This is a genomic window from Aquamicrobium lusatiense (genome assembly GCF_014201615.1).
GTDB lineage: Bacteria > Pseudomonadota > Alphaproteobacteria > Rhizobiales > Rhizobiaceae > Mesorhizobium > Mesorhizobium lusatiense.
The window spans coordinates 1,422,649-1,448,250 of sequence record NZ_JACHEU010000001.1 but is presented as its reverse complement, the minus strand read 5'-3'; the positions used below and the strand labels follow the sequence as shown (position 1 = coordinate 1,448,250).

The 25,602-nt window shown below is 63.3% G+C and carries 25 protein-coding genes and 2 pseudogenes; 14 read left to right on the top strand and 13 right to left on the bottom strand.

What is annotated here, in order from left to right:
* Positions 1 to 3 precede the first annotated feature (3 nt).
* Complete coding sequence (locus HNR59_RS06920) at positions 4 to 834, top strand: ABC transporter permease (protein WP_183827771.1); 831 nt, start codon at positions 4 to 6, stop codon at positions 832 to 834.
* The gene (locus tag HNR59_RS06915; RefSeq protein WP_183827768.1) at positions 827 to 2,497 is read left to right on the top strand and encodes an ABC transporter ATP-binding protein; all 1,671 of its coding nucleotides are present in this window, start codon (positions 827 to 829) and stop codon (positions 2,495 to 2,497) included. Before HNR59_RS06920 ends, HNR59_RS06915 begins: the two co-directional genes overlap by 8 nt.
* Positions 2,498 to 2,562: 65 nt before the next feature.
* Here the strand turns inward: HNR59_RS06915 and HNR59_RS06910 are convergent, their stop codons facing one another.
* The 4 genes from HNR59_RS06910 to xylB all read right to left on the bottom strand — a co-directional run bounded on the left by HNR59_RS06910 (position 2,563) and on the right by xylB (position 6,182).
* The gene (locus tag HNR59_RS06910; protein ID WP_183827765.1) at positions 2,563 to 2,769 is read right to left on the bottom strand and encodes a hypothetical protein; all 207 of its coding nucleotides are present in this window, start codon (positions 2,767 to 2,769) and stop codon (positions 2,563 to 2,565) included.
* Positions 2,770 to 2,926: 157 nt separating this feature from the next.
* Positions 2,927 to 3,349, bottom strand: a complete 423-nt coding sequence (locus tag HNR59_RS06905; RefSeq protein ID WP_246374521.1) for a GNAT family N-acetyltransferase — start codon at positions 3,347 to 3,349, stop codon at positions 2,927 to 2,929.
* 71 nt (positions 3,350 to 3,420) lie between these two features.
* On the bottom strand, positions 3,421 to 4,731 hold the full coding sequence (gene xylA, locus HNR59_RS06900) for a xylose isomerase (RefSeq protein ID WP_183827759.1): 1,311 nt from the start codon (positions 4,729 to 4,731) through the stop codon (positions 3,421 to 3,423).
* Complete coding sequence (gene xylB, locus HNR59_RS06895) at positions 4,728 to 6,182, bottom strand: xylulokinase (RefSeq protein ID WP_183827756.1); 1,455 nt, start codon at positions 6,180 to 6,182, stop codon at positions 4,728 to 4,730. Before xylB ends, xylA begins: the two co-directional genes overlap by 4 nt.
* A 251-nt stretch (positions 6,183 to 6,433) precedes the next feature.
* Between xylB and aztA the strand changes: the two genes are divergently transcribed.
* The 8 genes and pseudogenes from aztA (at position 6,434) to HNR59_RS06860 (ending at position 14,548) form a co-directional block, all read left to right on the top strand.
* A complete protein-coding gene (aztA, locus tag HNR59_RS06890; protein ID WP_183827754.1) occupies positions 6,434 to 7,279 on the top strand; it encodes a zinc ABC transporter ATP-binding protein AztA in 846 nt (281 codons plus the stop codon).
* Positions 7,279 to 8,154 carry a zinc ABC transporter permease AztB gene (aztB, locus tag HNR59_RS06885; RefSeq protein WP_183827751.1) on the top strand — a complete coding sequence of 292 codons (876 nt, stop codon included), beginning with the start codon at positions 7,279 to 7,281 and terminating at the stop codon, positions 8,152 to 8,154. The genes aztA and aztB overlap by 1 nt, the downstream gene beginning before the upstream one ends.
* Before the next feature lie 24 nt (positions 8,155 to 8,178).
* Positions 8,179 to 9,108 (top strand): zinc ABC transporter substrate-binding protein AztC, encoded by a 930-nt coding sequence (gene aztC / locus HNR59_RS06880; protein ID WP_183827749.1) that lies wholly within the window; start codon positions 8,179 to 8,181, stop codon positions 9,106 to 9,108.
* A gap of 147 nt (positions 9,109 to 9,255) precedes the next feature.
* Positions 9,256 to 10,431 (top strand): annotated as a pseudogene (gene aztD, locus HNR59_RS20970) (zinc metallochaperone AztD); the annotation flags it as partial.
* Positions 10,432 to 10,485: 54 nt separating this feature from the next.
* Positions 10,486 to 11,076, top strand: a pseudogene (locus HNR59_RS20965) (metal-binding protein ZinT); the annotation flags it as partial.
* Positions 11,077 to 11,163: 87 nt separating this feature from the next.
* Positions 11,164 to 12,417 carry a zinc metallochaperone GTPase ZigA gene (gene zigA / locus HNR59_RS06870; protein WP_246374520.1) on the top strand — a complete coding sequence of 418 codons (1,254 nt, stop codon included), beginning with the start codon at positions 11,164 to 11,166 and terminating at the stop codon, positions 12,415 to 12,417.
* 118 nt (positions 12,418 to 12,535) lie between these two features.
* Positions 12,536 to 13,297: a L,D-transpeptidase gene (locus HNR59_RS06865; protein ID WP_183827743.1), complete on the top strand. Its 762-nt coding sequence runs from the start codon at positions 12,536 to 12,538 to the stop codon at positions 13,295 to 13,297.
* A gap of 87 nt (positions 13,298 to 13,384) precedes the next feature.
* A complete protein-coding gene (locus HNR59_RS06860) occupies positions 13,385 to 14,548 on the top strand; it encodes a diphosphate--fructose-6-phosphate 1-phosphotransferase (protein WP_183827740.1) in 1,164 nt (387 codons plus the stop codon).
* A gap of 33 nt (positions 14,549 to 14,581) precedes the next feature.
* Here the strand turns inward: HNR59_RS06860 and HNR59_RS06855 are convergent, their stop codons facing one another.
* Positions 14,582 to 15,172: a glycosyltransferase gene (locus tag HNR59_RS06855; RefSeq protein WP_425488627.1), complete on the bottom strand. Its 591-nt coding sequence runs from the start codon at positions 15,170 to 15,172 to the stop codon at positions 14,582 to 14,584.
* 118 nt (positions 15,173 to 15,290) lie between these two features.
* On the opposite strand from HNR59_RS06855, the gene HNR59_RS06850 reads away from it, so the two are divergent.
* Positions 15,291 to 16,442, top strand: a complete 1,152-nt coding sequence (locus HNR59_RS06850; protein WP_183827737.1) for a PA0069 family radical SAM protein — start codon at positions 15,291 to 15,293, stop codon at positions 16,440 to 16,442.
* A gap of 413 nt (positions 16,443 to 16,855) precedes the next feature.
* Entirely contained in the window at positions 16,856 to 17,521 is a 666-nt protein-coding gene (locus HNR59_RS06845) for a ribonuclease HII (RefSeq protein ID WP_183827735.1), read from the top strand.
* 303 nt (positions 17,522 to 17,824) lie between these two features.
* On the opposite strand, the gene HNR59_RS06840 is transcribed toward HNR59_RS06845, so the two are convergent.
* The 6 genes from HNR59_RS06840 to HNR59_RS06815 all read right to left on the bottom strand — a co-directional run bounded on the left by HNR59_RS06840 (position 17,825) and on the right by HNR59_RS06815 (position 21,914).
* Positions 17,825 to 18,316: a F0F1 ATP synthase subunit B gene (locus HNR59_RS06840; RefSeq protein WP_183827732.1), complete on the bottom strand. Its 492-nt coding sequence runs from the start codon at positions 18,314 to 18,316 to the stop codon at positions 17,825 to 17,827.
* An 11-nt stretch (positions 18,317 to 18,327) separates the two neighbouring features.
* The gene (locus HNR59_RS06835; RefSeq protein ID WP_183827729.1) at positions 18,328 to 18,921 is read right to left on the bottom strand and encodes a F0F1 ATP synthase subunit B; all 594 of its coding nucleotides are present in this window, start codon (positions 18,919 to 18,921) and stop codon (positions 18,328 to 18,330) included.
* A gap of 58 nt (positions 18,922 to 18,979) precedes the next feature.
* Positions 18,980 to 19,204 (bottom strand): F0F1 ATP synthase subunit C, encoded by a 225-nt coding sequence (locus HNR59_RS06830; protein ID WP_035024691.1) that lies wholly within the window; start codon positions 19,202 to 19,204, stop codon positions 18,980 to 18,982.
* A gap of 66 nt (positions 19,205 to 19,270) precedes the next feature.
* Positions 19,271 to 20,032 carry a F0F1 ATP synthase subunit A gene (locus HNR59_RS06825; RefSeq protein WP_183827726.1) on the bottom strand — a complete coding sequence of 254 codons (762 nt, stop codon included), beginning with the start codon at positions 20,030 to 20,032 and terminating at the stop codon, positions 19,271 to 19,273.
* Positions 20,033 to 20,091: 59 nt separating this feature from the next.
* On the bottom strand, positions 20,092 to 20,496 hold the full coding sequence (locus HNR59_RS06820; protein ID WP_183827723.1) for an AtpZ/AtpI family protein: 405 nt from the start codon (positions 20,494 to 20,496) through the stop codon (positions 20,092 to 20,094).
* A gap of 221 nt (positions 20,497 to 20,717) precedes the next feature.
* Positions 20,718 to 21,914 (bottom strand): cell wall hydrolase, encoded by a 1,197-nt coding sequence (locus HNR59_RS06815; RefSeq protein WP_183827720.1) that lies wholly within the window; start codon positions 21,912 to 21,914, stop codon positions 20,718 to 20,720.
* Positions 21,915 to 22,075: 161 nt separating this feature from the next.
* Here HNR59_RS06815 and HNR59_RS06810 point away from each other — a divergent pair, with 161 nt between their 5' ends.
* A complete protein-coding gene (locus HNR59_RS06810; RefSeq protein ID WP_183827717.1) occupies positions 22,076 to 22,426 on the top strand; it encodes an ArsC family reductase in 351 nt (116 codons plus the stop codon).
* A gap of 67 nt (positions 22,427 to 22,493) precedes the next feature.
* Here HNR59_RS06810 and HNR59_RS06805 read toward each other — a convergent pair whose 3' ends face one another.
* Positions 22,494 to 22,844 (bottom strand): DUF488 domain-containing protein, encoded by a 351-nt coding sequence (locus HNR59_RS06805; RefSeq protein WP_183827714.1) that lies wholly within the window; start codon positions 22,842 to 22,844, stop codon positions 22,494 to 22,496.
* Between the two features lie 7 nt (positions 22,845 to 22,851).
* Positions 22,852 to 24,126, bottom strand: a complete 1,275-nt coding sequence (locus HNR59_RS06800; RefSeq protein WP_183827709.1) for an aminopeptidase — start codon at positions 24,124 to 24,126, stop codon at positions 22,852 to 22,854.
* Positions 24,127 to 24,272: 146 nt separating this feature from the next.
* On the opposite strand from HNR59_RS06800, the gene HNR59_RS06795 reads away from it, so the two are divergent.
* A complete protein-coding gene (locus HNR59_RS06795; RefSeq protein WP_183827706.1) occupies positions 24,273 to 25,442 on the top strand; it encodes a YbfB/YjiJ family MFS transporter in 1,170 nt (389 codons plus the stop codon).
* The last annotated feature ends 160 nt before the right edge of the window (positions 25,443 to 25,602 follow it).

Sequence of the window (25,602 nt, the reverse complement as noted above, 5' to 3'; positions counted from 1 at the left end):
CCCTTGTTTGACATCAGACATATTCCGCCAAGCGCCCTTGTCGGCCTTCTGCTGACCGCGCTGTTCCTGTTCGCGGCTCTTTTTGCGCCGTGGATCGCGCCCTACGGCAATGGCGAGATCGTCGGCGAGGTATGGGGGCCGATGTCGGCCACGCATCCGCTCGGCACCGACAATCTCGGCCGCGACCTGCTCTCGCGCATGATCTACGGCGCGCGCATCACCATCTTCATCGCAGTGACGGCGACAGCCCTCTCCTTCATCCTCGGGTCGGTGCTCGGCTTCACCGCGGCGGTGGTCGGCGGCTGGATCGACCAGACCCTGTCGCGCTTCGTCGATCTTCTGATGTCGATCCCGACGCTGATCTTCGCGCTGGTGGTGCTGTCGGTGCTGCCTTCCACACTGGCGACGCTTATCCTCGTCATGGGCATTCTCGATGCCACCCGCGTCTACCGCCTCGCGCGCGCCGTGGCGGCGGACATCAATGTCATGGACTTCGTGGAAGCCGCCAGACTGCGCGGCGAAGGCCGTTCATGGATCATATTCCGCGAAATCCTGCCCAATGCGCTGTCGCCGCTGGTGGCGGAGCTTGGTCTGCGCTTCATCTTCGCGGTGCTTTTCCTGTCGGCGCTCTCCTTTCTTGGCCTCGGCGTGCAGCCGCCCGATGCGGACTGGGGCGGCATGGTCAAGGAAAACAAGGACGGCATCGTGTTCGGCATTCCCGCCGCACTCATTCCGGCGGGTGCGATCGCGCTTCTGGCAATCTCGGTCAATCTGGTTGCCGACTGGGTGCTGAACCGCACCTCCGACCTGAAGGGAGGCCGTGGCGATGGCTGAACAGGAACGGGCAGACCGGCAGGCCGCCCCGCAAGACGATGTGCTCGACATCCGCAACCTGCGCATCGAGGCGACCGTCTACCCTCCGGGGGAAGATCCCAAAACCATCGTCATCGTGGACGACGTGTCGCTCAGGGTCGGGCGTGGCAGGGTTCTGGGACTGATCGGCGAATCCGGTGCGGGCAAATCGACCATCGGCCTGTCCTCGATGGGCTACGGGCGCGGCGGCGTGCGCATCACCGGGGGCGAAGTGATCCTCAACGGCCGCGACATTCTCGGCAACGCACGGGGCTTGCGCAGGATACGCGGCAAGGAGGTTTGCTATGTCGCCCAGTCGGCGGCGGCGGCCTTCAATCCTGCCCGCAAGCTCATGCAGCAGGTGATCGAGGCCACGCTCGAACATGGCGTCTCCAGCCGCGAGGAGGCGCAAAAGCGCGCCGTCGACCTGTTTCGCCAGCTCAGCCTGCCCGATCCGGAAAACATCGGCGACCGCTATCCGCATCAGGTATCGGGCGGGCAGTTGCAGCGCGTCATGACGGCCATGGCGCTGTGCTCCAGGCCCGACCTCATCGTTTTCGACGAGCCGACCACGGCGCTCGACGTCACCACCCAGATCGACGTTCTTGCGGCTATCAAGAACGCCATCCGCGAAACGGGCGTGGCGGCGCTCTACATCACCCACGATCTCGCCGTCGTGGCGCAGGTTGCCGACGACATCATGGTGCTTCGCCATGGCAAGACGGTGGAATGGGGCGATACGCGCCAGATCATCGAGGCGCCGAAGCAGGACTACACAAGAGCGCTGGTTTCGGTGCATGCGATCAGCCATGAGGAGCAGGCGCCCTCGCCGTCTCCCATTCTCACCGTCGACAAGGTCACCGCTTCCTATGGCGGCGGCCAGGTGAAGGTCCTGCGCGACATCTGCGTCGACATTCATGCCGGCCAGACGCTTGCGGTGGTGGGTGAATCAGGCTCCGGCAAGTCGACGCTGGCGCGCGCCATCACCGGCCTTTTGCCGCCGGAACAGGGCAGCATCACCTTCGACGGGCGCACCCTCGCCAACCGGCTGGACGACCGGCCAAAAGAAGATCTGCGCCAGCTCCAGATGATCTACCAGATGGCGGATGTGGCTATGAACCCGCGCCAGACGGTGGGCACCATCATCGGCAGGCCGCTGGAGTTCTATTTCGGCATGCGCGGCGCCGAGCGCGATGCGCGCGTGGCCGAGCTGCTCGACAAGATCGAGATGGGCAAGGGTTTCGCCGACCGCTACCCGGCCGAGCTTTCAGGCGGCCAGAAGCAGCGTGTGTGCATCGCGCGTGCTCTGGCGGCCCGGCCGAAGCTCATCATCTGCGATGAGGTGACTTCGGCGCTCGATCCGCTGGTGGCGCACGGGATCCTCGAACTGCTGCTGGAATTGCAGGCAGAGGAAGACGTGGCCTATCTGTTCATCACCCACGACCTCGCCACCGTAAAGGCCATCGCCGATTCCATCGCCGTGATGTATCGCGGCGAAGTCGTGCGCTATGGCCTCACGAGCGAGGTTCTGGCGCCGCCCTTCGATGCCTATACCGACCTGCTGCTCTCATCCGTTCCGGAAATGAAAGTCGGCTGGCTGGAGAAGGCGATCGAAAGCAGACGGATGGATGCGGGCGGAAACTGAGGCCTGTCGCCGGGTCCGGCACGCCGGCTGCGGGAGACAGGCCTGGTGATAAACGTCAGCGGGACTCAGGCGGCGCTGCGGCCGGGCTCATCCTGTTCGAGCAGGGCGCGCATCTGCCTTGCCAGATGGACCTGAAGGCGGCCGGCCACGGCGCGGTCCCATTCGCCACAAGCTTGACTGGCGGCCGGACGCGGCAGCGCCATCAGCCGGTCGATGATGGAGTCAGTGCCCCCGTTCGACAGGAGGGCGTCGATTTCGCGATCTTCTTGCATATCGGTTCGCCTCGTTGAGCTTGTTTGCGAGGCTAGTTATACGACGCCCGTGACGGCTGCATGAAGGCAGCAAGGCGGCATTGTGGCGGCAAAAGCGGATCGCTTTTTCACATTTCCCGCAAACCGGCGAAAAAGCCGGCAGCAGGACTTTTGCGACCTACAGGCGCTTTTCAAACAGGACGGTGGTGAGGCCGCTCTTCCATTCCTCGTCCGGATATCGCCCCATTTCGACATATCCGAGGGACTTGTAGAAGTTCTGGCTCTGCTCGTTGAAGGTGTCGGTTTCGAGCCGTGCCTGCCGGAATCCCCGGGCCGACATGTCCTGCTCGGCCCGTTCCATGAGGCAGCGTCCAACGCCCCTGCGCTGAAAAGCGGAACTGACGTGCAGGGCATCGACGAAATCGTCGACGCAATGGATCAGCCCCGCGATCTCGCCGCCGATTTCGGCCACCAGCATATCGGCGCCGGCGCGTTCCACGAAGCGGCCGCCAATATCGGTGTCGAGATAGTTGCGGATGGAGGCCTCGGTGATCTGCGGCCTCCATGTGCTCTCGAACGTATCACGCAAAATGGCCTTCATGGCCGGAAAGTCCTGCGGGCGCGCCGGACGCACAATGATCTCACCCGTCATTTCAGCCCGCACACTCACACTTACACATAACGATTGACCACATTCTCCAGATATTCCTGACGGCCGGAGCGCGGCTGCGGCTCGATCCCGTCCTTCACCACGCGTTCGGCAACCTGCTCAAGCGTACGCCTGCCGGCAAGCATGGCGTTCGCCTCCTCGCCGTTCCAGCCGGCATAGCGTTCTTCGAGCGGTCTGATAAGGGCCTTGTCGTCGATCATGCGGGCGGCAGCCTTCAGGCCCCGCGCGCAGCAGTCCATCGCGCCGATATGCGCAATCAGCAGATCCTGCGGATCGAGCGACTGCCGGCGCAGCTTGGCGTCGAAATTGGTGCCACCGGTGGTGAAGCCGCCGGCAAGCAGCACCTGATAGTAGGCCAGCGCCATTTCCGGCACATTGTTGGGGAACTGGTCGGTGTCCCAGCCAGACTGGTAGTCGTTGCGGTTCATGTCGATGGAACCGAAGATACCCAATGCAGCGGCCAGCGCCAGCTCGTGCTCGAAGGAGTGGCCGGCGAGGATGGCGTGGCCCTGCTCGATATTGACCTTCACCTCGTTTTCCAGACCGAAATCCTTCAGGAAGCCGTAGACGGTGGCGACATCGTAATCATACTGGTGCTTGGTCGGTTCCTGCGGCTTCGGCTCGATCAGGATCGTGCCCCTGAAGCCGATGCTGTGCTTGTAGTCGACCACCATCGACAGGAAGCGGCCGGCCTGCTCGCGCTCGCGCTTCATGTCGGTGTTGAGCAGCGTCTCGTAGCCCTCGCGTCCGCCCCACAGCACGTAGTTCTCGCCTTCCAGCCGTCTGGTCACGTCGATGCATGACTTCACCGTGGCGGCCGCATAGGCGAACACCTCCGGATCGGGATTGGTGGCGGCACCCGCCATATAGCGGCGGTGGGAAAACAGATTGGCCGTGCCCCACAGCAGTTTCACGCCGCTCTGGGCCTGCTTCTTCTCGAAGATGCCGGCGATCTCATCAAGACGCGCGGCGCTCTCGGCGAAGTTTTTCCCTTCCGGGCGCACATCGGCATCGTGGAAGCAGTAATAGGGAACGCCGAGCAGCGAGAACATCTCGAAGGCCACATCCGCCTTGAGGCGGGCCTTGTCCATGTCGTCGCCAAACCATGGCCGCTCGAAAGTCTGACCGCCGAAGGGATCGCCACCCGGCCAGGCAAAGGAATGCCAGTAGGCGACGGCGAAGCGCAGATGGTCCTCCAGCCGCTTGCCCTGCACGATCTCGTCGGGATCGTAGAAGCGATAGGCGAGCGGATTGGTGCTTTCCGGGCCTTCATAACGGATGGGCTCGATATCGCCGAAGAAGCCGGTGCTCATGCTGAAACTCCCTTGATGGCTGGATAGAGGGCGCGGTAGCGCCGACGGGCCTCTTCATACGCCTGCGCCAGCCCCGCATCCGGCTCGATGGTGCGACTGGTGGCGGGCAGCGTGCACACGCTGAACGGATCGGCTCCGGTGGCGGCGATGAGACCGAGGCGGGCCGCGCCGAAGGCGGCGCCGAAATCGCCGTCGGCCGGCACGTCGACGGGAATGCCAAGCGCGGTTGCGATGGCTTTCAGCCAGTAGAGCGAGCGCGAGCCGCCGCCGATCGCCGTCACCCGCTCCAGCCGCGTGCCGGCGCTGACCAGAGCGTCGAGACTGTCGCGGAAGGCGAAGGCAACGCCCTCCAGCACCGCCTGCGTCAGCGCCGCACGGCCGCTTTCATGGGCAAGGCCGGCAAAGGCACCGCGAATGGTTGCATCATTGTAAGGCGTGCGCTCGCCCGACAGGTAGGGCAGGAAGGTGACGCCCGACGGCGCCCTGAGGTTGTCACCCAGTTCGGCGGTAAGTTCGCCGGCCTCGCGACCGGCGATGCCGGCCAGCCAGTTCAGCGAGTCCGTCGCCGACAGGATGACGCCCATCTGGTGCCATGTCTGTGGCAGCGCATGGCAAAAGGTGTGCACGGCACTGGCCGGATTGGGCAGATAGGCAGAGTTGGCGGCAAACAACACGCCGGAGGTGCCGAGTGAGACAAAGGCATGGCCCTCGCCCACCGTGCCCATTCCACAGGCGGACGCCGCATTATCGCCAGCCCCGCCGGCGATCGGAGTACCGGCCTGCATGCCCCATTGCGAGGCCAGTTCCGCGCGCAGCGTGCCTGCCGGTTGCATACCTTCCACCAGCGTCGGCATATGGCTCTCATCCAGCCCCGTCGCCGCCAGCAACTCGACGGACCAGCGCCGCTTGCCGACATCCAGCCACGAGGTGCCGGCCGAATCCGACATTTCGGACATATGCTCGCCGGAAAGCCACAGGCGCAGATAATCCTTCGGCAGCAGCACTTTCGCCACGCGGGCGAAGATTTCCGGCTCGTTCGCCTTCACCCAGACGAGCTTCGGCGCGGTAAAGCCCGGAAAGACGATATTGCCCGTAAGCTCGCGAAAGCGCGGGTCTGCATCGAGCATGGCGGCCTCGGCGTGGCTGCGCGTGTCGTTCCACAGGATGCAGGGCTGCAGCACATGGTCGTCACGGTCGAGCAATGTGGCGCCATGCATCTGACCGGAGAGACCGATGCCCCTGACGGCGGCCAGCTCGTTCGGATGCGACGCCTTCAGTTCGCCAATGGCATGCTCGCACGCCTCCAGCCAATGGGCCGGGTCCTGCTCCGACCAGCCCGGATGCGGGCGCGAAACATCGAGCGGGCCATGGCCGGATGCGACCGGCTGCTGGTCGCCGTCGATCAGAAGCGCCTTGACGCCCGAGGTGCCCAGATCGAGCCCCAGATACATGAAGTCCTCCCGTTCCGCTAACTCAGCGGAAAACAGGAAACGCAAAACGACACTTTTCGTTCGGCTCCCTGATTTATTTCGACTATCGTAAAAATTGCCGTCCCGCCAGCCAAATGTGCCGCCAAAGGGGGCTGGACCAATGGGGCGGAGACAAATTTTCCCCAGCTCCGGTGATTTGCCATCTTGTCGTCACGAATGACAATGTAATAACATCACATCAATCGATATCGAAACGGACGCACATTCGCCTTATGGCTGCTCCCTGCATAACATTCAGCGACCTGACGCTGGGCTACAACAGCCATCCGGCCGTTCATCACCTCTCCGGTGTGGTGCGCAAAGGCTCGCTGACGGCCGTGGTCGGCGCCAACGGCTCCGGCAAATCCACGCTGATGAAGGGTGTGGTTGGCATGCTGAAGCCGATGGTCGGCTCCGTTACCGTCACGCCCGGCACGCGGGTCGCCTACCTGCCGCAGCAGTCCGAACTCGACCGCACGTTTCCCGCGCGGGTGGTCGACCTCGTCTCGCTCGGCCTGTGGCCGAAGCGCGGCCTGCTCGGCCGCCATACGGCGCAGGACCGCGCTGCTGTCTCCGAGGCGCTGATGGCTGTGGGGCTCGAAGGATTCGAGCAGCGCCCGATCGACACGCTTTCGGGCGGACAGCTTCAGCGTGCCCTGTTTGCACGTGTGCTGGTGCAGGATGCGGAGCTCATCCTGCTCGACGAGCCGTTCAACGCCATCGATGCCCGCACCATGACCGACCTGATCGCGCTCATCAAACGCTGGCATGGCGAGAACCGGACCGTCATGGTCGTCGTGCATGACCTTGATCTGGTGCGCACCCATTTCCCGGAGGCGCTGCTTCTGGCGCGCGCGCCGATTGCGTGGGGCGAGGCGAAATCCGCGCTGGCGGCCGAAAATCTGCTGCGGGCCCGCCAGTTCCATGAAGCATGGGACGAGACGGCGCCCTGGTGCGCCTCCCATGACGAGCACGATCATGGGCATGGGCACGGGCATGACCATCATGCCCACGGTGACGGCCACCATCACCACAACCACGAAGATTCAGCGCCCGTGGCCCGCAAGGGGGCCGCGTGATGGAAGCGCTCCACGAATTCCTGATCGCACCGTTCACCGAATTCGCCTTCATGCAGCGCGGGCTGCTGGGCGCGGTGCTGCTGTCGCTCAGCGCCTGCCCCATCGGCGTGTTCCTGATGCTGCGGCGCATGAGCCTGACCGGTGATGCCATGGCCCATGCCATCCTGCCGGGCGCAGCCGCCGGCTTCCTGCTCTACGGCTTGCAGATCGTGCCGATGACCATTGGCGGGCTGCTGGCCGGTGCCATCGTCGCGCTGGGCGCGGGAGCGGTCTCGCGTCTGACCGTCCAGAAGGAGGATGCTTCGATGGCCGCCTTCTACCTGATTTCTCTGGCGCTTGGCGTCACCATGGTGTCGCTGCGCGGCTCCAGCGTCGACCTGATGCATGTGCTGTTCGGCACCGTGCTCGCCCTCAACAATGACGCGCTTTCGCTGATCGGCATCGTCGCGGTCGTCACGCTCGCATCGCTTGGCCTGTTCTGGCGCGCGCTGGTGGCGGAATGCCTCGACCCGCTGTTCCTGCGCTCGGTGTCGAAGCTCGGCTCGCCGGTGCATTTCATCTTCCTCGGGCTGGTCGTGCTCAATCTGGTGGCCGGCTTCCAGGCGCTCGGCACGCTGTTGTCGGTCGGCCTGATGGTGCTGCCGGCTGCTGCCGCCCGCTTCTGGACCCAGCGCGTCGAGACCATGGCGATGCTGGCCGTGGCCTTCGGCCTCGTCTCGTCGGTGAGCGGCCTGCTGCTCTCCTACCATGCGGCGCTGCCTTCCGGCCCCGCAATCATCCTTTCCACCGGCTGCCTCTATTTCGTGTCGGTGCTGTTCGGCCCGCGCGGCCTGCTGGCGACCCGCCGGCCGCGCCCCGCCCACCGGATCGCCTGAAAACAGGAACTGGAAACTTCGAGAATGACCCTCTTCCGTAAGCTCGCCTCAGCCCTGATTGTTATAACATTAAGCTCGACCCTACCCGTCTCCGCAGCTGAAAAGCTCAATGTGATCGCCAGCTTCTCGATCCTCGCCGACTTTGCGCGGCAAGTCGGCGGCGACCGCATCGAACTGCGCACCATCGTCGGCCCCGACAGCGACGCCCATGTCTACGAGCCGAAACCCGCCGATGCCATCGCCGTCGCAAAGGCAGACGTGGTGCTGGTGAACGGCCTCCTGTTCGAGGGCTTCCTCCAGCGCCTGATCGAGGCGAGCGGCACTTCCGCCGCGGTGGTGGAAGCCACCAAGGACGCCGAAATCCTCAACGACCCTGCGGGCGGGCACTATCACTATGTCGGCGGCAAGGCAGTGTTCCATGAAGCCCCGCTCGACCCGCATGCCTGGCAATCGATCGCCAACGCGAAAGTCTACGTGAAGAACATCGCGGACGCCTTCTGCAAGGCGGACACCGAGGGCTGCGCCACCTACGAGGCGAACGCTCAGGCCTATGACGGCAAGCTCGACGCGCTCGACAAGGATATCCGCAAAACGGTCGCCGCGATCCCGCAGGATCGCCGTGTCTTCGTCGTTGCCCACAATGCCTTCCGCTACTTCGAGCATGCCTATGGCGTCACCTTCCTCGCGCCGCAGGGCGTCTCCACCGACGCGGAAGCCTCGGCGGCCGATGTCGCGGGCGTGGTGCGTGAAATCGCCGGCAAGCGTGCGGTGGCCGTCTTCGCGGAGAATATTTCCAATTCGCGGCTCGTAGAGCAGATCGCGTCCGAAGCCGGGCTGAAACTCGGCGGCACGCTTTATTCCGACGCGCTGTCCAAAGAGGACGGCCCGGCCGCGACCTATGCGGACATGATGCGCCAGAACCTCGCCACCATCAGGGATGCGGCCGGCCACTGACCCCGAAACCGCCCGCGCCCTCTAGGCCGGCCGGCGCTTGCCTGAGACGCCGGCCGTCCCTGCCCGAACTTCGCAGCGAGCGCGAACACACCCGGATTGCGTTCGATTTCCGTAAATGTGTAATGTAATAACATCAAGGAGAGTGATATGAGAAAATTCTTCTGCGCGGCCTCGGCGCTGGCGCTGGGAGCCTGCCTTTGGACCGGCCCCGTGCTGGCCGACGAGGACGATGTGACGGCGTGGCGGCTGTTCGTCTCCGACCATGACCAACCCGTGGTCAATGTCATCGACGCCCTCGACGGTGACAAGCTCAGCACCTTCCGGATCAAGGGACCGGCATCGCTCTACCGCACCGAAAGCGGCCAGACCGTGTTTGCCGTGCAGGGCGCGGCCGGCACCGTATCGGCCATCTCCACCGGCATCGCCTTCCATGACCATGGCGACCATGGCGACATCGACGTGGACGATCCCGAACTGCTCGACACCACGCTGGAAGGCTCCAGGCCGGCCCACTTCGTGGAGCGCCAGGGCAATGTCGCGCAATGGTTCGACGGCGAGGACAAGGCCCGCTTCTTCACCGAGAAGGCAGCCCTCGAAGGCAAGCCGCAGCTGCGCGAGATCGGCGTCGTCGCCCCGCATCACGGCGTGGCGGTGCCATTCGACAAGCATGCTGTCGTGACCATCCCCAACCCCGAGGATGCCTCCAAACGCCCGATCGGCGCGCGGCTCGTCGACCTCGACGGCAAACCGGTCGGCGAGGACGTGGCCTGCCCCGGGCTGCATGGTTCGGCCGGATCGGGCAGTCTTTATGCACTGGCCTGCGACACCGGCCTGCTCTTGATCTCGCAGGACGGCGACGTGCCTGAAATCCGCCACCTGCCCTATTCCGACAAGCTGCCCGAGGGCAGTTCCTCGACACTGATCGGCGGCAAGGGGCTGCAATATTTCGTCGGCAACTACGGCCCGGACCGCATCGTGCTGGTCGACCCCTCGGAACAGGACGCCTTCCGTCTGGTGCAGCTTCCCACGCGCCGCGTTCATTTCGCCGTCGACCCGATCCGGTCGAAATTCGTCTACGTCATCACCGAGGACGGCCAGCTTCATCAGGTGGACGTTCTGAAGGGCGAGATCGCCCATTCGCTCAAGCTCACCGAGCCCTATTCCATGGATGGGCACTGGAGCGATCCTCGTCCGCGCGTGACCGTCGCCTCCGACAAGGTGTTCGTCACCGATCCGCTGAACAGCAAGATCCACATCGTCGATGCAGGTTCCTTTGAAAAGGCCGGCGAGATCACCGTCGAGGGCAGGCCCTTCAACATCGTTGCCGTGGGTGGCACGGGCAAGTCGCATGATCACGAGGGCGAGGATGGCCATGATCACGCTCATGAACATGGGCATGACCACGGCGATGACCATGGGCACCACCATGGCGACGATCAGATCTACAAGGGCTACTTCAAGGATGATCAGGTCAAGGACCGCGCCCTGACGGACTGGGCGGGGGACTGGCAGTCGGTCTATCCCTACCTGAAAGATGGCACGCTCGACCCTGTGATGGCGCACAAGGCCGAAGAAGGCGACAAGAGCACGGAGGAATACAAGGCCTATTACGACATCGGCTACCGTACCAATGTCGAGCGCATCACCATCAACGGCGACACCGTGACGTTCTTCGAGGACGGCAAGCCGCTGAAGGCCCGCTATGCCAGCGATGGTCATGAAATCCTGACCTACAAGGCCGGCAACCGCGGCGTACGCTTCATCTTCAAAAAGGTGGAAGGCGATGCGGCTGCGCCGGAATTCATGCAGTTCAGCGATCACAAGATCGCGCCGGATGCCTCCGATCACTACCACCTTTACTGGGGCAACGACCGCGCTGCCCTTTTGGAGGAAGTGACGAACTGGCCGACCTACTACCCCTCGTCGCTGGATGCAAAAGGCATCGTTCACGAGATGCTGGAGCACTGATTTCCAGCACGGACATCGTGTCTTTCGCGTCCGGCCGCTGCGGCCGGACGCTCCGTTTCGACAATCTTCAGGATCAGGAGGCCAGCCATGCCAGACATAGCCATGCCAGAAACAACCGGGCCAAACACAGCGGGGCGTAACCGCCGCCTGCCGGTGACGGTGCTTTCCGGCTTTCTCGGAGCCGGCAAGACCACGCTTCTCAACCACATTCTCAACAACCGCGAGGGTCGCCGCGTGGCGGTCATCGTCAACGACATGAGCGAGGTCAATATCGACGCAGCACTTGTGCGTGACGGAGGTGCGAACCTGTCACGCACCGACGAGCAGCTCGTGGAAATGACCAATGGCTGCATCTGCTGCACCCTGCGCGACGATCTGCTGAAGGAAGTGCGCCGCCTCTCGCAGGAAGGCCGCTTCGATTATCTGCTGATCGAGGGAACCGGCATCGCCGAGCCGCTGCCCGTCGCCGCCACCTTCGATTTTCGCGACGAGAATGGCGACAGCCTCTCCGACGTTGCCCGGCTGGACACCATGGTCACGGTGGTCGATGCCGCCAACCTTCTCACCGACTACGGCTCGCAGGATTTCCTGCGAGATCGCGGCGAGATCGCCGGCGACGCGGACGACCGCGCCATCGTCGATCTTCTGGTCGAGCAGATCGAGTTCGCCGATGTCATCATCCTCAATAAGGTGTCCGACACACCGGCGCGCAATCTGGACATGGCCCGCAGGATCGTGCGCTCCCTGAACCCCGATGCCGAGCTGATCGAAACCGATTTCGGCAATGTGGCGCTCGACAAGGTACTCGACACCGGCCGCTTCGATTTCGACAAGGCCGAGACCCATCCGCTCTGGTTCAAGGAGCTCAACGGCTTCGCCGACCATGTGCCGGAAACGGAAGAATACGGCATCCGCTCCTTCGTCTATCGCGAGCGCCGGCCGTTCGTCCCGGTGAAGCTCAAGGCGTTCGTCAACCGCTCGTGGCCGGGCGTGGTGCGCGCCAAGGGCTTCTTCTGGCTGGCGACGCGCCCGCACTATGTCGGCGAACTCAGCCATGCCGGCGCGCTGGTGCGCACGGGCAAGCGCGGCCTGTGGTGGGCCTCGGTGCCGAAACAGCGCTGGCCCGATCATCCCGAATGGCACGCGGCCATGCGGCCCTATCTCGATGACATGTGGGGCGACCGCAGGCAGGAGATCGTGTTCATCGGCTGCGACCCGATGGACGAGGCCGCGATCCGGGCCGAGCTCGACGCCTGCCTCGTGCCCGAGCGGGATTTCATGCCCGGCCGCTGGCGCGACCTGCCCGATCCCTTCCCGAGTTGGGAGTCGCAGGCCGCCTGACAGGCAAACGGAAATGCAACCGTTCCGGGAAAGCTTCACGGTTTGTAAACCATGACTGCTGAAAATACCTGCGAGTGCCGGACCTTGGGGGCCCGGCCGGTATCGCAGGATCAAACACATGTCAGAGTTGCCGCGGAACCAGTCATCGCCGGCCGCAGGCGAGCCGGGTGCGCCGGTTCTTCCCCGCCGCCTGCTGCTGCAGGGCATGGGCGCAACCGCGCTGATGGCCGCCAGCGGCTGCAGCACAGCCTCATCGGGCTTTGATGCGCTGAACCTCGATTACGGTTCCACCGGCTCGATCAAGCCCATGCGCCCCTCGATCAGCGTCGATCGGCAGATCACCAGCCCGGATGTCATGTATGCGGCGGTGACGGACGGCGGCTTTTCCGTTCCGGAAGTGCCCTATCAGAAAATCAAGCCGCAGTTCCGCCGCCAGATCGTGGTCGACCCGACCGGAGAGGCGCCCGGAACGATCGTCGTTCATACCAAGGAATGCCTGCTCTATCTCGTGCAGCCGGGCGGCGAGGCGATCCGCTATGGCGTGGGCGTCGGCAAGGCCGGCTTTTCGTGGTCGGGCCGCGCCAACATACAATATGGCCGCGAATGGCCCACCTGGACACCGCCGCGCGAGATGATCCAGCGTAGGCCCGAACTGGTGAAATGGCAGAACGGCCAGCCCGGCGGTCTCGACAATCCGCTCGGCGCGCGCGCCCTTTACATCTTCCAGAACGGGCAGGACACGCTCTACCGCATCCATGGTTCTCCAGAATGGTGGAGCATCGGCCAGTCCGTGTCGTCAGGCTGCGTGCGGCTGATCAATCAGGATATCATCGACCTCTACAATCGGGCCTCGAAACGCAATCCGGTGGTCGTTATCTGACCCACTTCCCGAATCGGTTTGAATATACGACTGCGCGTCGATACAAGACGCGCAGTCGTATATATTTCGAACATTCGGGAGGTCAGCATGGCCGGAACTTTCGTCATCGCGCAAGGCGGCGGCCCCACCGCGGTCATCAACCAGACGCTGGCCGGCGCGGTTCTTGAGGTTCGCAAGCGCCACCCCGGCGCGCGCGTGCTCGGTTCCCTGCATGGTGTGCGCGGCATACGCGACGGCAACTATGTCGATCTCACCGACCTTCCCGAGGAACGGCTGCGCCTCATCGCCGGCACTCCCGGTTCGGCGCTGGGTTCCACCCGCGACAAGCCAGATGCCGCCTATTGCGACCTGATCCTGTCGGGCCTGAAGAAGGTCGACGCGGAAGCCTTCATCTATATCGGCGGCAACGACACCGCCGGCACCCAGCAGATTCTCAGCGATGCTGCCGGCGGTTCCATCGCCATGGTGCATGCGCCCAAGACCATCGACAACGATCTGGTGGAGAACGACCATACGCCGGGCTTCATCTCGGCGGCCGAGTTCGTCGCCGGAGCGTTCCTGTCGGTCGATCTCGATTTCCGGGCCCTGCCCGGCATCTATGTCGGCATCGTCATGGGCCGTCATGCCGGCTTCCTCACCGCCGCGTCCGCCGCATGGCAGCAGGACGAGACGAGCGGCCCGCACCTCATCTATGTGCCGGAACGCGCCTTCGACATTCCACGTTTCATCGATGATGTCCGCTCGACCTACGACCGCCACGGGCGCTGCGTGGTCGCGGTGTCGGAAGGCGTGTCCACGGCCGATGGCAGAGCGCTTGTCGAAAGCCTCGTACCGCCGGAGCGGCTGGAACGCGACCAGCACGGCAATGTCAAGCTTTCGGGCAGCGATCTGACCGCAGCGCTGGAACACGCGCTTGCCGAACATCTTCCCGGCAAGCGCGCGCGGGTGGATGCCTTCGGCTTCCTGCTGCGCGGCAATGTCGGCTCCATAAGCCAGACAGATGCTCGTGAAGCCTTCGAAGCCGGCGCTTTCGCGGTGCAGGTTGCGGGCGAAGGCAGCGGCTCGGTTGCACTCCAGCATGACGGCAGCACGGTCCTCGCCAAAGTTCCGCTCGCCGATGTTGCCGGCAAGACGCGGCACATGCCGGACAGCTTCCTGCACCGGCAGGAAAACCGGCTTTCCGAAGAAGGCTATGCCTATCTGAAGCGGCTGGTGCCGGCGAAGCACAAGGTCGGGCAGCCCTTCGTGTAGCAACGACGGAGCCGCGCCTCATAGCCTGACAGCTCAGCGCGCAACCGTCCTGCTGCTGTAGTGGTCGCTGCTCTTCTTCTCCTTGCGGTCTGCCGGCAGGATCGCAGCCCTCAGGGTTTTCATCGCCAGTCCTCTTGCGAGTGCTGCGGCACTGTCTGCGTGCCGCGCGAGCACCACGGCCTGCCTGCGTGGCAAAAGCAGCCCCTGCGCCAGAGGCCCCGGCCGTGAAAGCATGCGCGCGAGGAAGGGTGCCCGGCTCGACCGGTCTCTCGAAAAACGCGCTGCCGCGCCGGATCGGGCTGCGTGAACCGCCACGGCTTCCGTCCAGTCGCCGAGCAGGCGCGCGCCCGGTTCCAGCAGCAGCAGCCAGTCGCCTTTCGCCGTCTTGACGGCATCGGCGATGCCGCCTGTCGTCCACACGCAACCTGCATGTTCCGCGACCTGACGTGTTGCGTCGCCGGAGCCCAGATCGCAGACCACGACATCACGCACCAGCCCCTCCACCGCGCCCGACACCAGCGAAGCGAGCGTCCGTGCCAGAGCTTCCTCGTCGTTGCATGTCTCGATGATGACGCTGAGCATACGTGCCTGATAGCCCACAGGCTGGAACAGCGCCAGTTGCAAGTCGGCCCAGCCCAGTTCACATAACAAAGTTCTTGCTTTGTTCTCATTTTTGGATAGGAATAATTTCATGAGAACAGAGATTCGCCAGTCTCAGCCCACCTCTTGGGAGAAGGCCAGGATGGAACCAATCGTGCAGGCGGATGTTGCAGCTTTCGGAACGGGACGCAGCGAAATGGCCAATGCGATGATAGAGCAGAGCGGCCTGCGCCTGAGGCCTGACAGGGCCCGCGGGCGCGCCGCCGGCATCAATCCCTCCGGTCGCTATGAGACGGTCAGCCGCCATGTGTTCGACGATGGCTGGGAAAGCCTTGAGGAACTGCCGCCGTTCAAGACGGAAGTTCAGGTGGAGCGGCCGCGCACCATCATCACCCGCAACAGCTCCCCCGACATTTCCTTCGACCGTTCGGTGAACCCCTATCGTGGTTGCGAGCATGGCTGCGTCTACTGCTTCGCACGCCCCACCCATGCCTATATGGGCCTGTCACCGGGATTGGATTTCGAGGCCAGGCTGTTTGCCAAGCCGGATGCGGCGCGCCTTCTGGACAAGGAACTGTCGAAGGAAGGCTATACGCCGCGCACCATCGCCATCGGCACCAACACCGATCCGTACCAGCCAATCGAGAAGCAGTACCGGATCATGCGCGAGATACTGGAAGTCCTGGAAGCGCGCGGCCATCCGGTCGGCATCGTCACCAAGTCGGCGCTGGTCACCCGTGACATCGACATATTGGCACGCATGGCGGAGCGGGGCCTTGCCAAGGTGGCCCTGTCGGTCACAACCATGGACCGCAGGCTGGCCCGCACGATGGAACCGCGCGCGGCGACGCCGACGAAGCGGCTGGAAACCATTCGGCAGCTTGCGGATGCGGGCATCCCGACATCGGTTCTGGTGGCGCCGATCATCCCGGGGCTCAACGATCAGGAGCTGGAGCGCATCCTCGACTCGGCGCGCGCCGCCGGGGCACGCGAGGCCGGCTATGTGGTGCTGCGTCTGCCACTGGAAGTGGCGCCCATCTTCAAGGACTGGCTGCTGCGCAACTATCCGGACCGCTACCGGCACGTCATGTCCCTGATCCGCTCCATGCGCGACGGCAAGGACTATGACGCGGAATGGGGCAAGCGCATGAAAGGTGCCGGCCCCTACGCATGGCAGATCGGCCGGCGCTTCGAGATTGCAGCAAAAAAACTTGGCCTCAATACACAGCGCCTCAGCCTGCGAACCGACCAGTTCGTAGCCGGCAAGCACAGCGAACAGCTGATGCTGCTCTGAAACCGGGGGCAGGCCGGAATTGGAAGAGAATGCCGGCCTGATGTCTGCCCTGCCACAAAGACATTGAAGCGGCGGGATCCGGATCTGGTCTCCCGAGGCTTCGGGAGCCGATTGGAACGGCGCCGGCGCGCACGCGGGAGAACGGCACCAGCGTCTGTGTTGCCTGTAGCCATTCGCGCAAAATCGGGTCGGCTGGATCGGCAGCGGTTTGTGTTTGGAGTTGAGTGAGACAAGGGCTGAGAGGGTTTCTGTGGAAAGCAGGACTGCTCTTGAATGTTCGTCCTGACAAGCCGTCGTCCCGGCTTGTCTTCGGCCGGAAGGCGTTCCCCCCGCCTCCGGCTTCCCCTGCCCGCCGCTCCCCTCGGCGGCAGGGGCTTGCGGAGAATCGGGGCCAGTGCGAACTTCGCCGCATCATGGTTCGCTTACGCCCCGATTCTCCACTTCTCTTCGATATTGTCCAACGCCCCGATTTCTCGTTCGAGACATCGGCAAGAGCCGAAGGACTGTGGCCTGTGGCAGGCATGGATGAGGCGGGGCGGGGTCCCCTCGCGGGTCCTGTTGTGGCGGCGGCGGTCGTGCTGGACCCAGACAATATTCCGCCGGGGCTGGACGATTCCAAGCGCCTCAGCCATGCCCAGCGCGAGGCTCTGTTCGAAACGGTGCTGAGTGCGGCCCGCGCTGTCGGCATCTCTTCTGTCTGCGCTGAAAGCATCGATGCCGGCGACATCCGCAAGGCCAGCCTTGAAGCCATGCGCCGCGCCATCTGCGCTCTTTCCGTTCAGCCGAAGCTTGCGCTCGCCGATGGCCGTGACGTACCGCCCGGCCTGCCCTGCCTCGGACGCGCACTGGTCAAGGGCGACCAGCGCTCGCAATCCATTGCCGCAGCCTCCATTGTCGCCAAGGTGATGCGCGACCGCATGATGGCCGATTGCGGGCGGATACATGCCCATTACGGGTTCGAGATCCACATGGGTTACGCAACGGCCCGCCATCGCACGGCCATCAAGGCCCACGGCCCGGTAAAGCGGCTGCACCGGATTTCCTTTGCCCCTTTCCGCAAAGCGGAAGGCGAAGGATAATCGCAGCTCCGGCTTTCGGGTCTGCTCCATCCCGGCCTTGCCGACGAACCGAATACAAGCCGCCTCGCGCTTTGCCGAACGCGCACTGCAAGCTTTTTGACTGTTTCGCCCAACCGTGAACGCGCCATTTCCGACAATGACGTGTCGAACAGGGTGATTGAAGCTGGGCGCTTCTGTGCCTCAATGCTACTGGCCAAAGTCAATGGAGTGGCGCCGGCCTCTGTGCGCCCATGCCGCTTGCTCAAAAGAAAAAGCCGCCGGGTCTCCCCGGCGGCTTTCAATTCTTTCAGGAACGAACCTTGCTCAGTTGAGCCGGGCCTTCACTTCCTCAACAGACTTCCTGAACAAATCAGCGTCGGCCTTCGCATCGGCCTTGTCGGCCAGCACCTTGCGGGCGGCTTCGACGGCAAGCTCGACTGCGCTGGCGCGCACTTCGCTCACGGCATCGCGTTCGGCCTGAGCGATCTTCTGCTCGGCCATGGCGGTGCGGCGTGCGACATAATCTTCCGTCTTGCGCCTGGCATCCTCGGCAAGAGCGGCGGCCTCGCGTTTCGCGACGTCGACGATCTCGGAGGCTTCCAGCTCGGCGGCCTTGCGTTTGGCCTGATACTCGGCCAGCAGAGCCTGTGCTTCCTCACGCAGGCGCTTTGCCTCTTCAAGCTCGTTGCGGATGCGTTCGGCGCGCTGATCGAGCGCCTTGGAAACCATGCCCGGCACCTTGATGTAGATGCACAGAGCGATGAAAATCACCAGTGCGACGGTAGCCCAGACTGTGGCGAGAGATGTTGCGTCCATAGTCTGTGCCCTCAACCGGCGACGGATTTGACGGCGGCAGCCACACCGGCCTTGTCGGCCTTGCCGACGAGCTGCTCGATGATGGCGGAAGCCGTGGATTCAGCGATGGAGCCGACATCCTTCATGGCGCTGGACTTGATCGAAGAGATGTGGGCCTCCGATTCCGCCAGCTTCTTGTCGAGCTCGGCCTCAACCTTCTTGCGGGCGGCATCGGCTTCAGCCTCCGCCGCATCGCGGGCCTGCTGGCCGATGGCCATCGCGCCGGCGCGGGCCTCGGCCAATTCCTGTTCGTAGGCGGCCACCGCAGCGTCCGCCTCTTCCTTCATTTTCGCGGCCTGATCGAGATCGCTGGCAATCTTGCCGGAGCGCGTCTCGACGATGCCGGCAAGACGCGGCATCGCAACCCGCTTCAGGAACAGGTAGAAAAGACCGAAGGTGATGGCCAGCCAGACAATCTGCGAGGCGAAGCTCTCAGGATTGAAGGGCGGAAACAGACCTTCCTCGACAGCCTCGTGCGGAACTTCCGTCCCGATCACAATGCCTGTCTCGGTCGCGCCCTGATCCGCAGGCGCCGTTTCTTGCCCGTAGGCTGGTGTCACGAACATCTTTCGTCCCTGTCATTCGGGCCGGCCGGTTTGCGGCGCGGCCCCATTCAAAGGCAAATCAGCCGAACAGCGCCAGAAGGGCGATGAGCAGCGAGAAGATGCCCAGAGCTTCCGTCACGGCGAAGCCGAACACCAGGCGGCCGAACTGACCGTCAGCGGCGGACGGGTTGCGCAGCGCGCCGCCCAGATAGCTCGAGAAGATGTTGCCGAGGCCAATGGCCGCGCCGCCCATGCCAAGGCACGCGATACCGGCACCGATGTACTTTGCTGCTTCAGCTTCCATTTCTTCAACTCCTTGTGGAATGGCTTTTCAGGTTTCGTCGACGCAGACCGTCTGCGAGCGATTTCGTCAATGCCCCGGATGCAGGGCGTCGTTGAGATACATGCAGGTCAGGATCGCAAACACGTAGGCCTGCAGACATGCAACCAGCACTTCGAGACCGGTGATCGCAACGGTCATGATCAGCGGCAGAACCGCACCGGCAACGCCGACGCCACCAAGGGCGCTCAGCGATACGATAAAGCCCGCGAACACCTTCAGCGTGATGTGGCCGGCCAGCATGTTGGCGAACAGACGCACGGAGAGGCTGACGGGGCGCGACAGGAACGACACGACCTCGATGATCGCAACCAGCGGGATCAGGATTGCGGGAACGCCGCTCGGCGCGAACAGCTTGAAGAAGCCGAAGCCGTGCTTGGCGAGACCGTAGACCAGCACCACGCCAATCACCAGAACCGACAGGGCGAAAGTGACGATGATGTGACTGGTGACGGTGAAGAAATAGGGGAACAGCCCGAGCAGGTTCGCCACCAGAATGAACATGAACAGCGAGAACACGAACGGGAAGAAGCGCATGCCCTGGGTTCCGGCGGAATCCTTAAGCATGTTGGCGATGAATTCGTAGGTCAGTTCGGCGGAAGACTGCCAGCGCGTCGGCACCAGATGGCGTCCGGCAGTGGCGAGATAAAGGAATGCCGACGCCACCAGAACCGTCACCAACATGAACAGCGACGAATTGGTGAACGAAAGATCATATCCGCCGATTTCGATCGGAACGATCTTGTTGATATGGAACTGGTGGATCGGGTCGACCTTGTCAGCAGCTGCCACGTTCAGTCCTCATACGGCCGTTTCCGGCCTTTCTCATTGCCTTCGCGCCCGAAGCGCGCTTACTTTAAATCTTTGGGTCCGGACCCGGACTTCGTCTGTCCGAAACCGGCCACCATGCCGGCCGAACGCAGAACGTTCAGAACGCCAGCCGCAAAACCGACAAGCAGGAAAACAATCAGCCCCCAAGGCGATGTCCCGGCAAGATGGTCAACCATCCAGCCAATCGCTATACCCACCACCACACCGGCGATGAACTCGCTGGACAGCTTGAACGCCTGGCCGTAACCAGTCGAACCGCCCGCTTGCGCGTTGTCTTCCCCCTCGATCGCCTTCGGATGCCGTGCTGCCAGAGATGCCCCAAGCTCACGCCGACGGCGTTCAAGTTCGTCGTCGCGGATGTCGCCTTTGCGGTCATTCCGGGGGCCGGTCTCTCCGGTTCCGTCTGGCCCATTGTTGCCGGCCATCGTAACCTCCCTGCCCGGCCGAAAGTCCGCCGTCGGTCTGCATCCAGTTGGCGCGCAACATAGTTAGAGCCCTCCCGCCCGTCAAGCCACGTGGGAGTTTTCAAAAGCAAAGTATTATGCTTGTAAAATCAGCATCTTAGCCAGATGCGACATCGTGCCCGTCGGCTCGCACCCACAAGGAAGGGAGAATCTCCCCCTTCACGCCGCCACTTCGCGAGGTATCAGCTCCAGCCACCGCCATAGGTGCGATAGAAGATATGAAGGCCGATCTTGGTCATCCTCTTCATGCTTCTGGCCCAGCCGGGGCTGACATAGCTGGCGTAGTAATGGGTGGACGATCCCACTTCAGGCAGGAAGATCTTGCCCGCCGTAACCGCAAGAGCGATTTCTTCGGCAACCTTGTAGTGGCGCGGCTCGGTCACGCGCTTCTTGCGGCCATCGCAGGCAAAGGAAAACTGACAGCGGTTGAGCCAGTGGTCGTTCTGATAGACGACGCCGCAGATCGAGGCCGGATAGGTCGGATTGCGGACCCGGTTGAGAACGACCTGCGCCACGGCGGCCTGCCCGCGCACGGATTCGCTGCGCGCTTCGAAATAGATGGCGTTGGCGAGACACTTCTGCTCAGCCCTGGAGAACACGGAAGCCGGCAGCGGATTGCGCATCCAGGCATGGTCGCCCTTGCCCATCGGCGGAATGAAGCGCCCGCCACCGGGCTCCTCTTCCTGCAAAAGCGCCTTGAACGGCGAGGATTTGGCGTAATCGACAGTGGCCGGCGCATAGGCGGTGGCCAGAATATCCGGCTTGTCGTTGTTGACGAGGCTGGCCAGCATGCTCGAGACGCCCGGCGTTGCCTTCGGCTCCTCGCGCAGGTGGAAAGCGGAAGCGATCTGTACTTCCTTGCCTTTGATCTTCGGCTTGGCAAAAGCCATCTTCATGCCGCCATCAAGGCTCTTGCGCAGCATCAGCGACGACGTGCGCTCGAAGATGGACCCTGCGTTGAAGTTTTTAGGCGGAGCTACCGGCGCGATCTTGACCAGACGGCTGCCTTTGCCCTGACGCACCACGCGGTCCTCATCCGGGACTTCCTCGATGATGCCGTTCTTGGAGCGGAAGGCCACTTTGCCGACACCCGGCAGCGCCACCCCCGACCCTGCAAGGGAGGCTGCGGAAACCGCCGAAGCAGCGGAAGCCTGGAAAGGCATTTCAGCTGCCTGCGTCGAGCCGACGACAGACTTCTCTATATAGGCGTTCCAGCGCGCATTGGCGTCGAGACCGGAAACGAGGCTGGTCATATCCTGAAAAGCGGTAACGGTCGGGAATCCAACCCAGATACCCAGTCCGACGAGCAGGGGAGCGATGAACGAACCTTGCCTGCCACCGGCGGCGGCCAGCGGCCGCTTCACGACACGTCGATGCACGGAAACTCTCCAGAACGCTACAGAACTCACTGGAATCGAAAATGATGCATTAACCTTGATGGGCGGTTAACGGAGCAGGATTTCCTGTCACAAATCCAACCTGACAAGCCGGCACGAATCGGCTTCAGTCCGGGCAGTCATTTCAGCGCGAGGACAGTCGATTGACGATCACCATGTACGGCATCCCCAATTGCGACACGATCAAAAAGGCGCGGAACTGGCTGGAAGGTCAGGGCATCGCCTATACCTTCCATGATTTCCGCGCCGACGGGCTGGACGAGGGCACACTGGAAGGCTGGATCGGCAAAGTCGGCTGGCCGGTCCTGCTCAACAAGGCCAGCACGACGTTTCGCGGCCTTTCTGACGCCGACAAGCAGGATCTCAGCGAAGACAAGGTCAAGGCGCTGCTGCTCAATCATCCCACCATGATCAAGCGCCCGGTGCTGGACATGGGCAAGAAAGTTCTGGTCGGCTTCAAGCCCGATATTTACGCGGCAGAGGTGAAGGCATAGGCGGATAACGCCCGACAGCCTTTGCAGGCAAGGTTCCGACCGGATTCCCGGACCTCCGAGAAAAGCTTCAGGTTTCCCGGAGATACGCAGCCAGCGCGACGGCGTTGTTGTGCTCCGCGTCATGGGCGGCGAACAGAAGCGTGACCTTGCCTTTGGCCATCAGGGCACGCAACTCGGCAAGGGCATCCGGCTTGCCGTGAAGCTCGGCTCTGTGGCGCTTCTGAAATTCCGGCCAGCGTTCAGGATCATGACCGAACCAGTGACGCAGTTCGTCGCTCGGCGCGACATCCTTCAGCCACAGGTCGAGATGCGCCTTTTCCTTGCTCAGGCCCCGCGGCCAGAGCCGGTCGACCAGAACGCGCCGCCCGTCGCTTTCCGCGACGGGCTCGTACACGCGCTTGACGGCCAGCTCAGGCATGTCGATTTCAGGCCCACTCGCCGGCGCGCATCACCGGCACCCTGCGGCCATCTTCATGAACGCCATCGATGTCGACCTTGTCGGAGCCGATCATCCAGTCGATGTGGATAAGGCTCTTGTTGCCACCCTTTGCGGCAACCTCGTCCGGCGTGAGCTTGTCACCGCCGACAAAGCACTTGGAGTAGCACTGGCCAAGCGCGATGTGGCAGGAGGCATTCTCATCGAACAGCGTATTATAGAAGAGAATGCCGCTCTTCGAGATCGGGGAGGAATGCGGCACCAGCGCCACCTCGCCCAGCCGGCGCGCGCCCTCGTCCGTATCCAGAACCTTGTTGAGAACGTCCGCGCCCTTCGACGCCGTGGCCTCGACGATGCGCCCTTCCTCGAAGCGCACCGAAATATCGTCGATCAGCGTGCCCTGATAGGACAGAGGCTTGGTCGAGGAAACATGGCCGGAAACGCGCAGGCGGTGCGGCGTGGTGAACACTTCCTCGGTCGGGATATTGGGATTGCAGGTAACGCCGTTCTTTGCGGTGGAAGCCCCGCCCATCCATTCATGCCCGTCGGCAAGGCCAAGCGTCAGATCAGTGCCCGGGCCGGTGAAATGCAGAGAATGGAAGCGGTGGCCGTTCAGCCACTCGGTGCGCTTTGCCAGCGCCGCGTTATGCTCCCGCCATGCTGCGACCGGATCGTCATTGTCAACGCGGCTCGCCGCGAAGATGGCTTCGGCCAGCTTGCCGACGGCCACCTCGTCGGACACGCCCGGAAACACCTGCCGCGCCCATTCCACTTCCGGATAGGCAAGGATGGTCCAGTTGATGTCGAAGCCGGTGATCTTTTCCAGCGCCGGCTGGTAGGCGGTGGAGTTGGCCTTGTTGGCGCGGGCCACTTTCGCCGGGTCCTGCCCCGACAGGAGCGAAGGGTTGTCGCCGCGCACGGCAAGGCGGGCAGCATTCTGCGCATAAGCCCTGGCCATGCCCTCATGCAGCCAGCCGGCGGCACGGTCGAAGCTGGCATCCGAGCCATAGCGGAAGCGGGCGAGCGTGATCTCGTCATCGGAGAAGATCGGCGTCACCAGACCGGCGCCCGCCTTGTAGGCCTGCTCTACGATACGGCGCGTCAGCGGCAGGGCGGCAATCGAGGAGGTCAGCACCAGATCCTGCCCCGGCTGAAGCTGAAGGCCCACTTTGATCGCCACCTCGGCCAGCCGGTCGAGCTTCACCGGATCGATGACGCCTGAAAAATCGCCGGCGGCCGAAAGCGAGGGGGCATGTGCAGTCATGGGTGGAAAATCCTGAAGATCAGTTGCGTCGAAATCTATAGATAGACCCGTAGCCAATGGCTTTCCAGCCTTGTGCGGGCATGGTGCGCATCTGGCCCAACGAAAGCCGGATTGTATCGCTGGCAAGCGCAAATATTGTGGGCGCCATGAACGCCGCATCCGCCTCCCCCGTCCGATTCGCCCTTGCCGGAACGATTGCGCTTGCCGTTGCCATGGGCATCGGCCGGTTCGTCTACACCCCGATCCTGCCCGGCATGATGGACGGGCTCGGCCTGTCGGCATCCGATGCGGGCCTGATCGCCTCCGCCAATTATGTCGGCTATCTGGTCGGGGCACTGGTGGCTGCGGGCGGCTGGGCGCAGGGACGCGAGCGCGCTGTCGCACTGGCAAGCCTTGCGCTCAATGCGCTGCTTGCAGCGGCAATGGGGCTGGTCAGCGGAATAGGTTCTTTCATCGTCATCCGCTTTCTGGCCGGTGCCGTCAGCGCCATGACCATGGTGTTCATGGCCAGCATCGTCTTCAGCCATCTGGCGAAGAGTGGCCGCAACGAGCTGCAATCCCTGCATTTCAGCGGCGTGGGGACCGGCATCGCCATTTCGTCGCTGCTGATGGTGGCGCTGGCGACGACACAGGCGGACTGGACGGCGGGATGGTACTGGTCCGGCGCGATTTCTTTTGCCGGTCTGGTTCTCGTTGCCTTCCTCGCAAATGAAGGCCCGGCCGGCAGCGGCGGTTCCGGCCGCGAGCTGCCACTCCCCCGGGATGCGGCCCTTTACAAGATCATCCTTTCCTACGGGTTGTTCGGCTTCGGCTATGTGATCACCGCCACCTTTCTCGTCGCCATCGTGCGCCAGAACGGCGAAACGCGCGTGTTCGAAGCACTGGTTTGGCTGGCAACCGGCGTTGCCGCCGTTCCTTCGCTCTTCCTCTGGCAGAGCTTCGCCCGGCGCTCTTCGATCTATAAAGCCTATGCCCTTTCCTGCATCCTGGAAGCGATCGGCGTGGCGGCAAGCGTCATGATCTCGGGTCGAGCGGGACCGCTTGCCGGCGGCATATTGCTGGGCGCTACCTTCATGGCCCAGACGGCGCTCGGCCTGCAGGCGGCGCGCCAGCTTGCGCCGCAGGCGCCCCGGCGCGTCTTTGCCATCATGACCGCCTCCTTCGGGCTCGGCCAGATCATCGGACCGCTGGTTTCGGGACTGCTGGTCGAGTGGTCTGGGAATTATGTGTCCGCCTCCCTGCTGGCCGCTGCCGTGCTTGTCGTCGCGGCGGGCATCGCGTCGTCGGCGGCTCCCCCGCTGAACAAGGTCGCATAATTCTGCCTTCATTTTTCCGGCTTATTGTCGGCAGGTCCCGTCCATGAAAAGCAGCGGTCCGGCCGGGGCTCGGAGCGAATTTGAGGCTTGCCCCTTCCATGCCGGGGAATTTCAGCTAAAACGCAGGCGAACGCACCGCCACGGCGGCAAGAAACGGTTT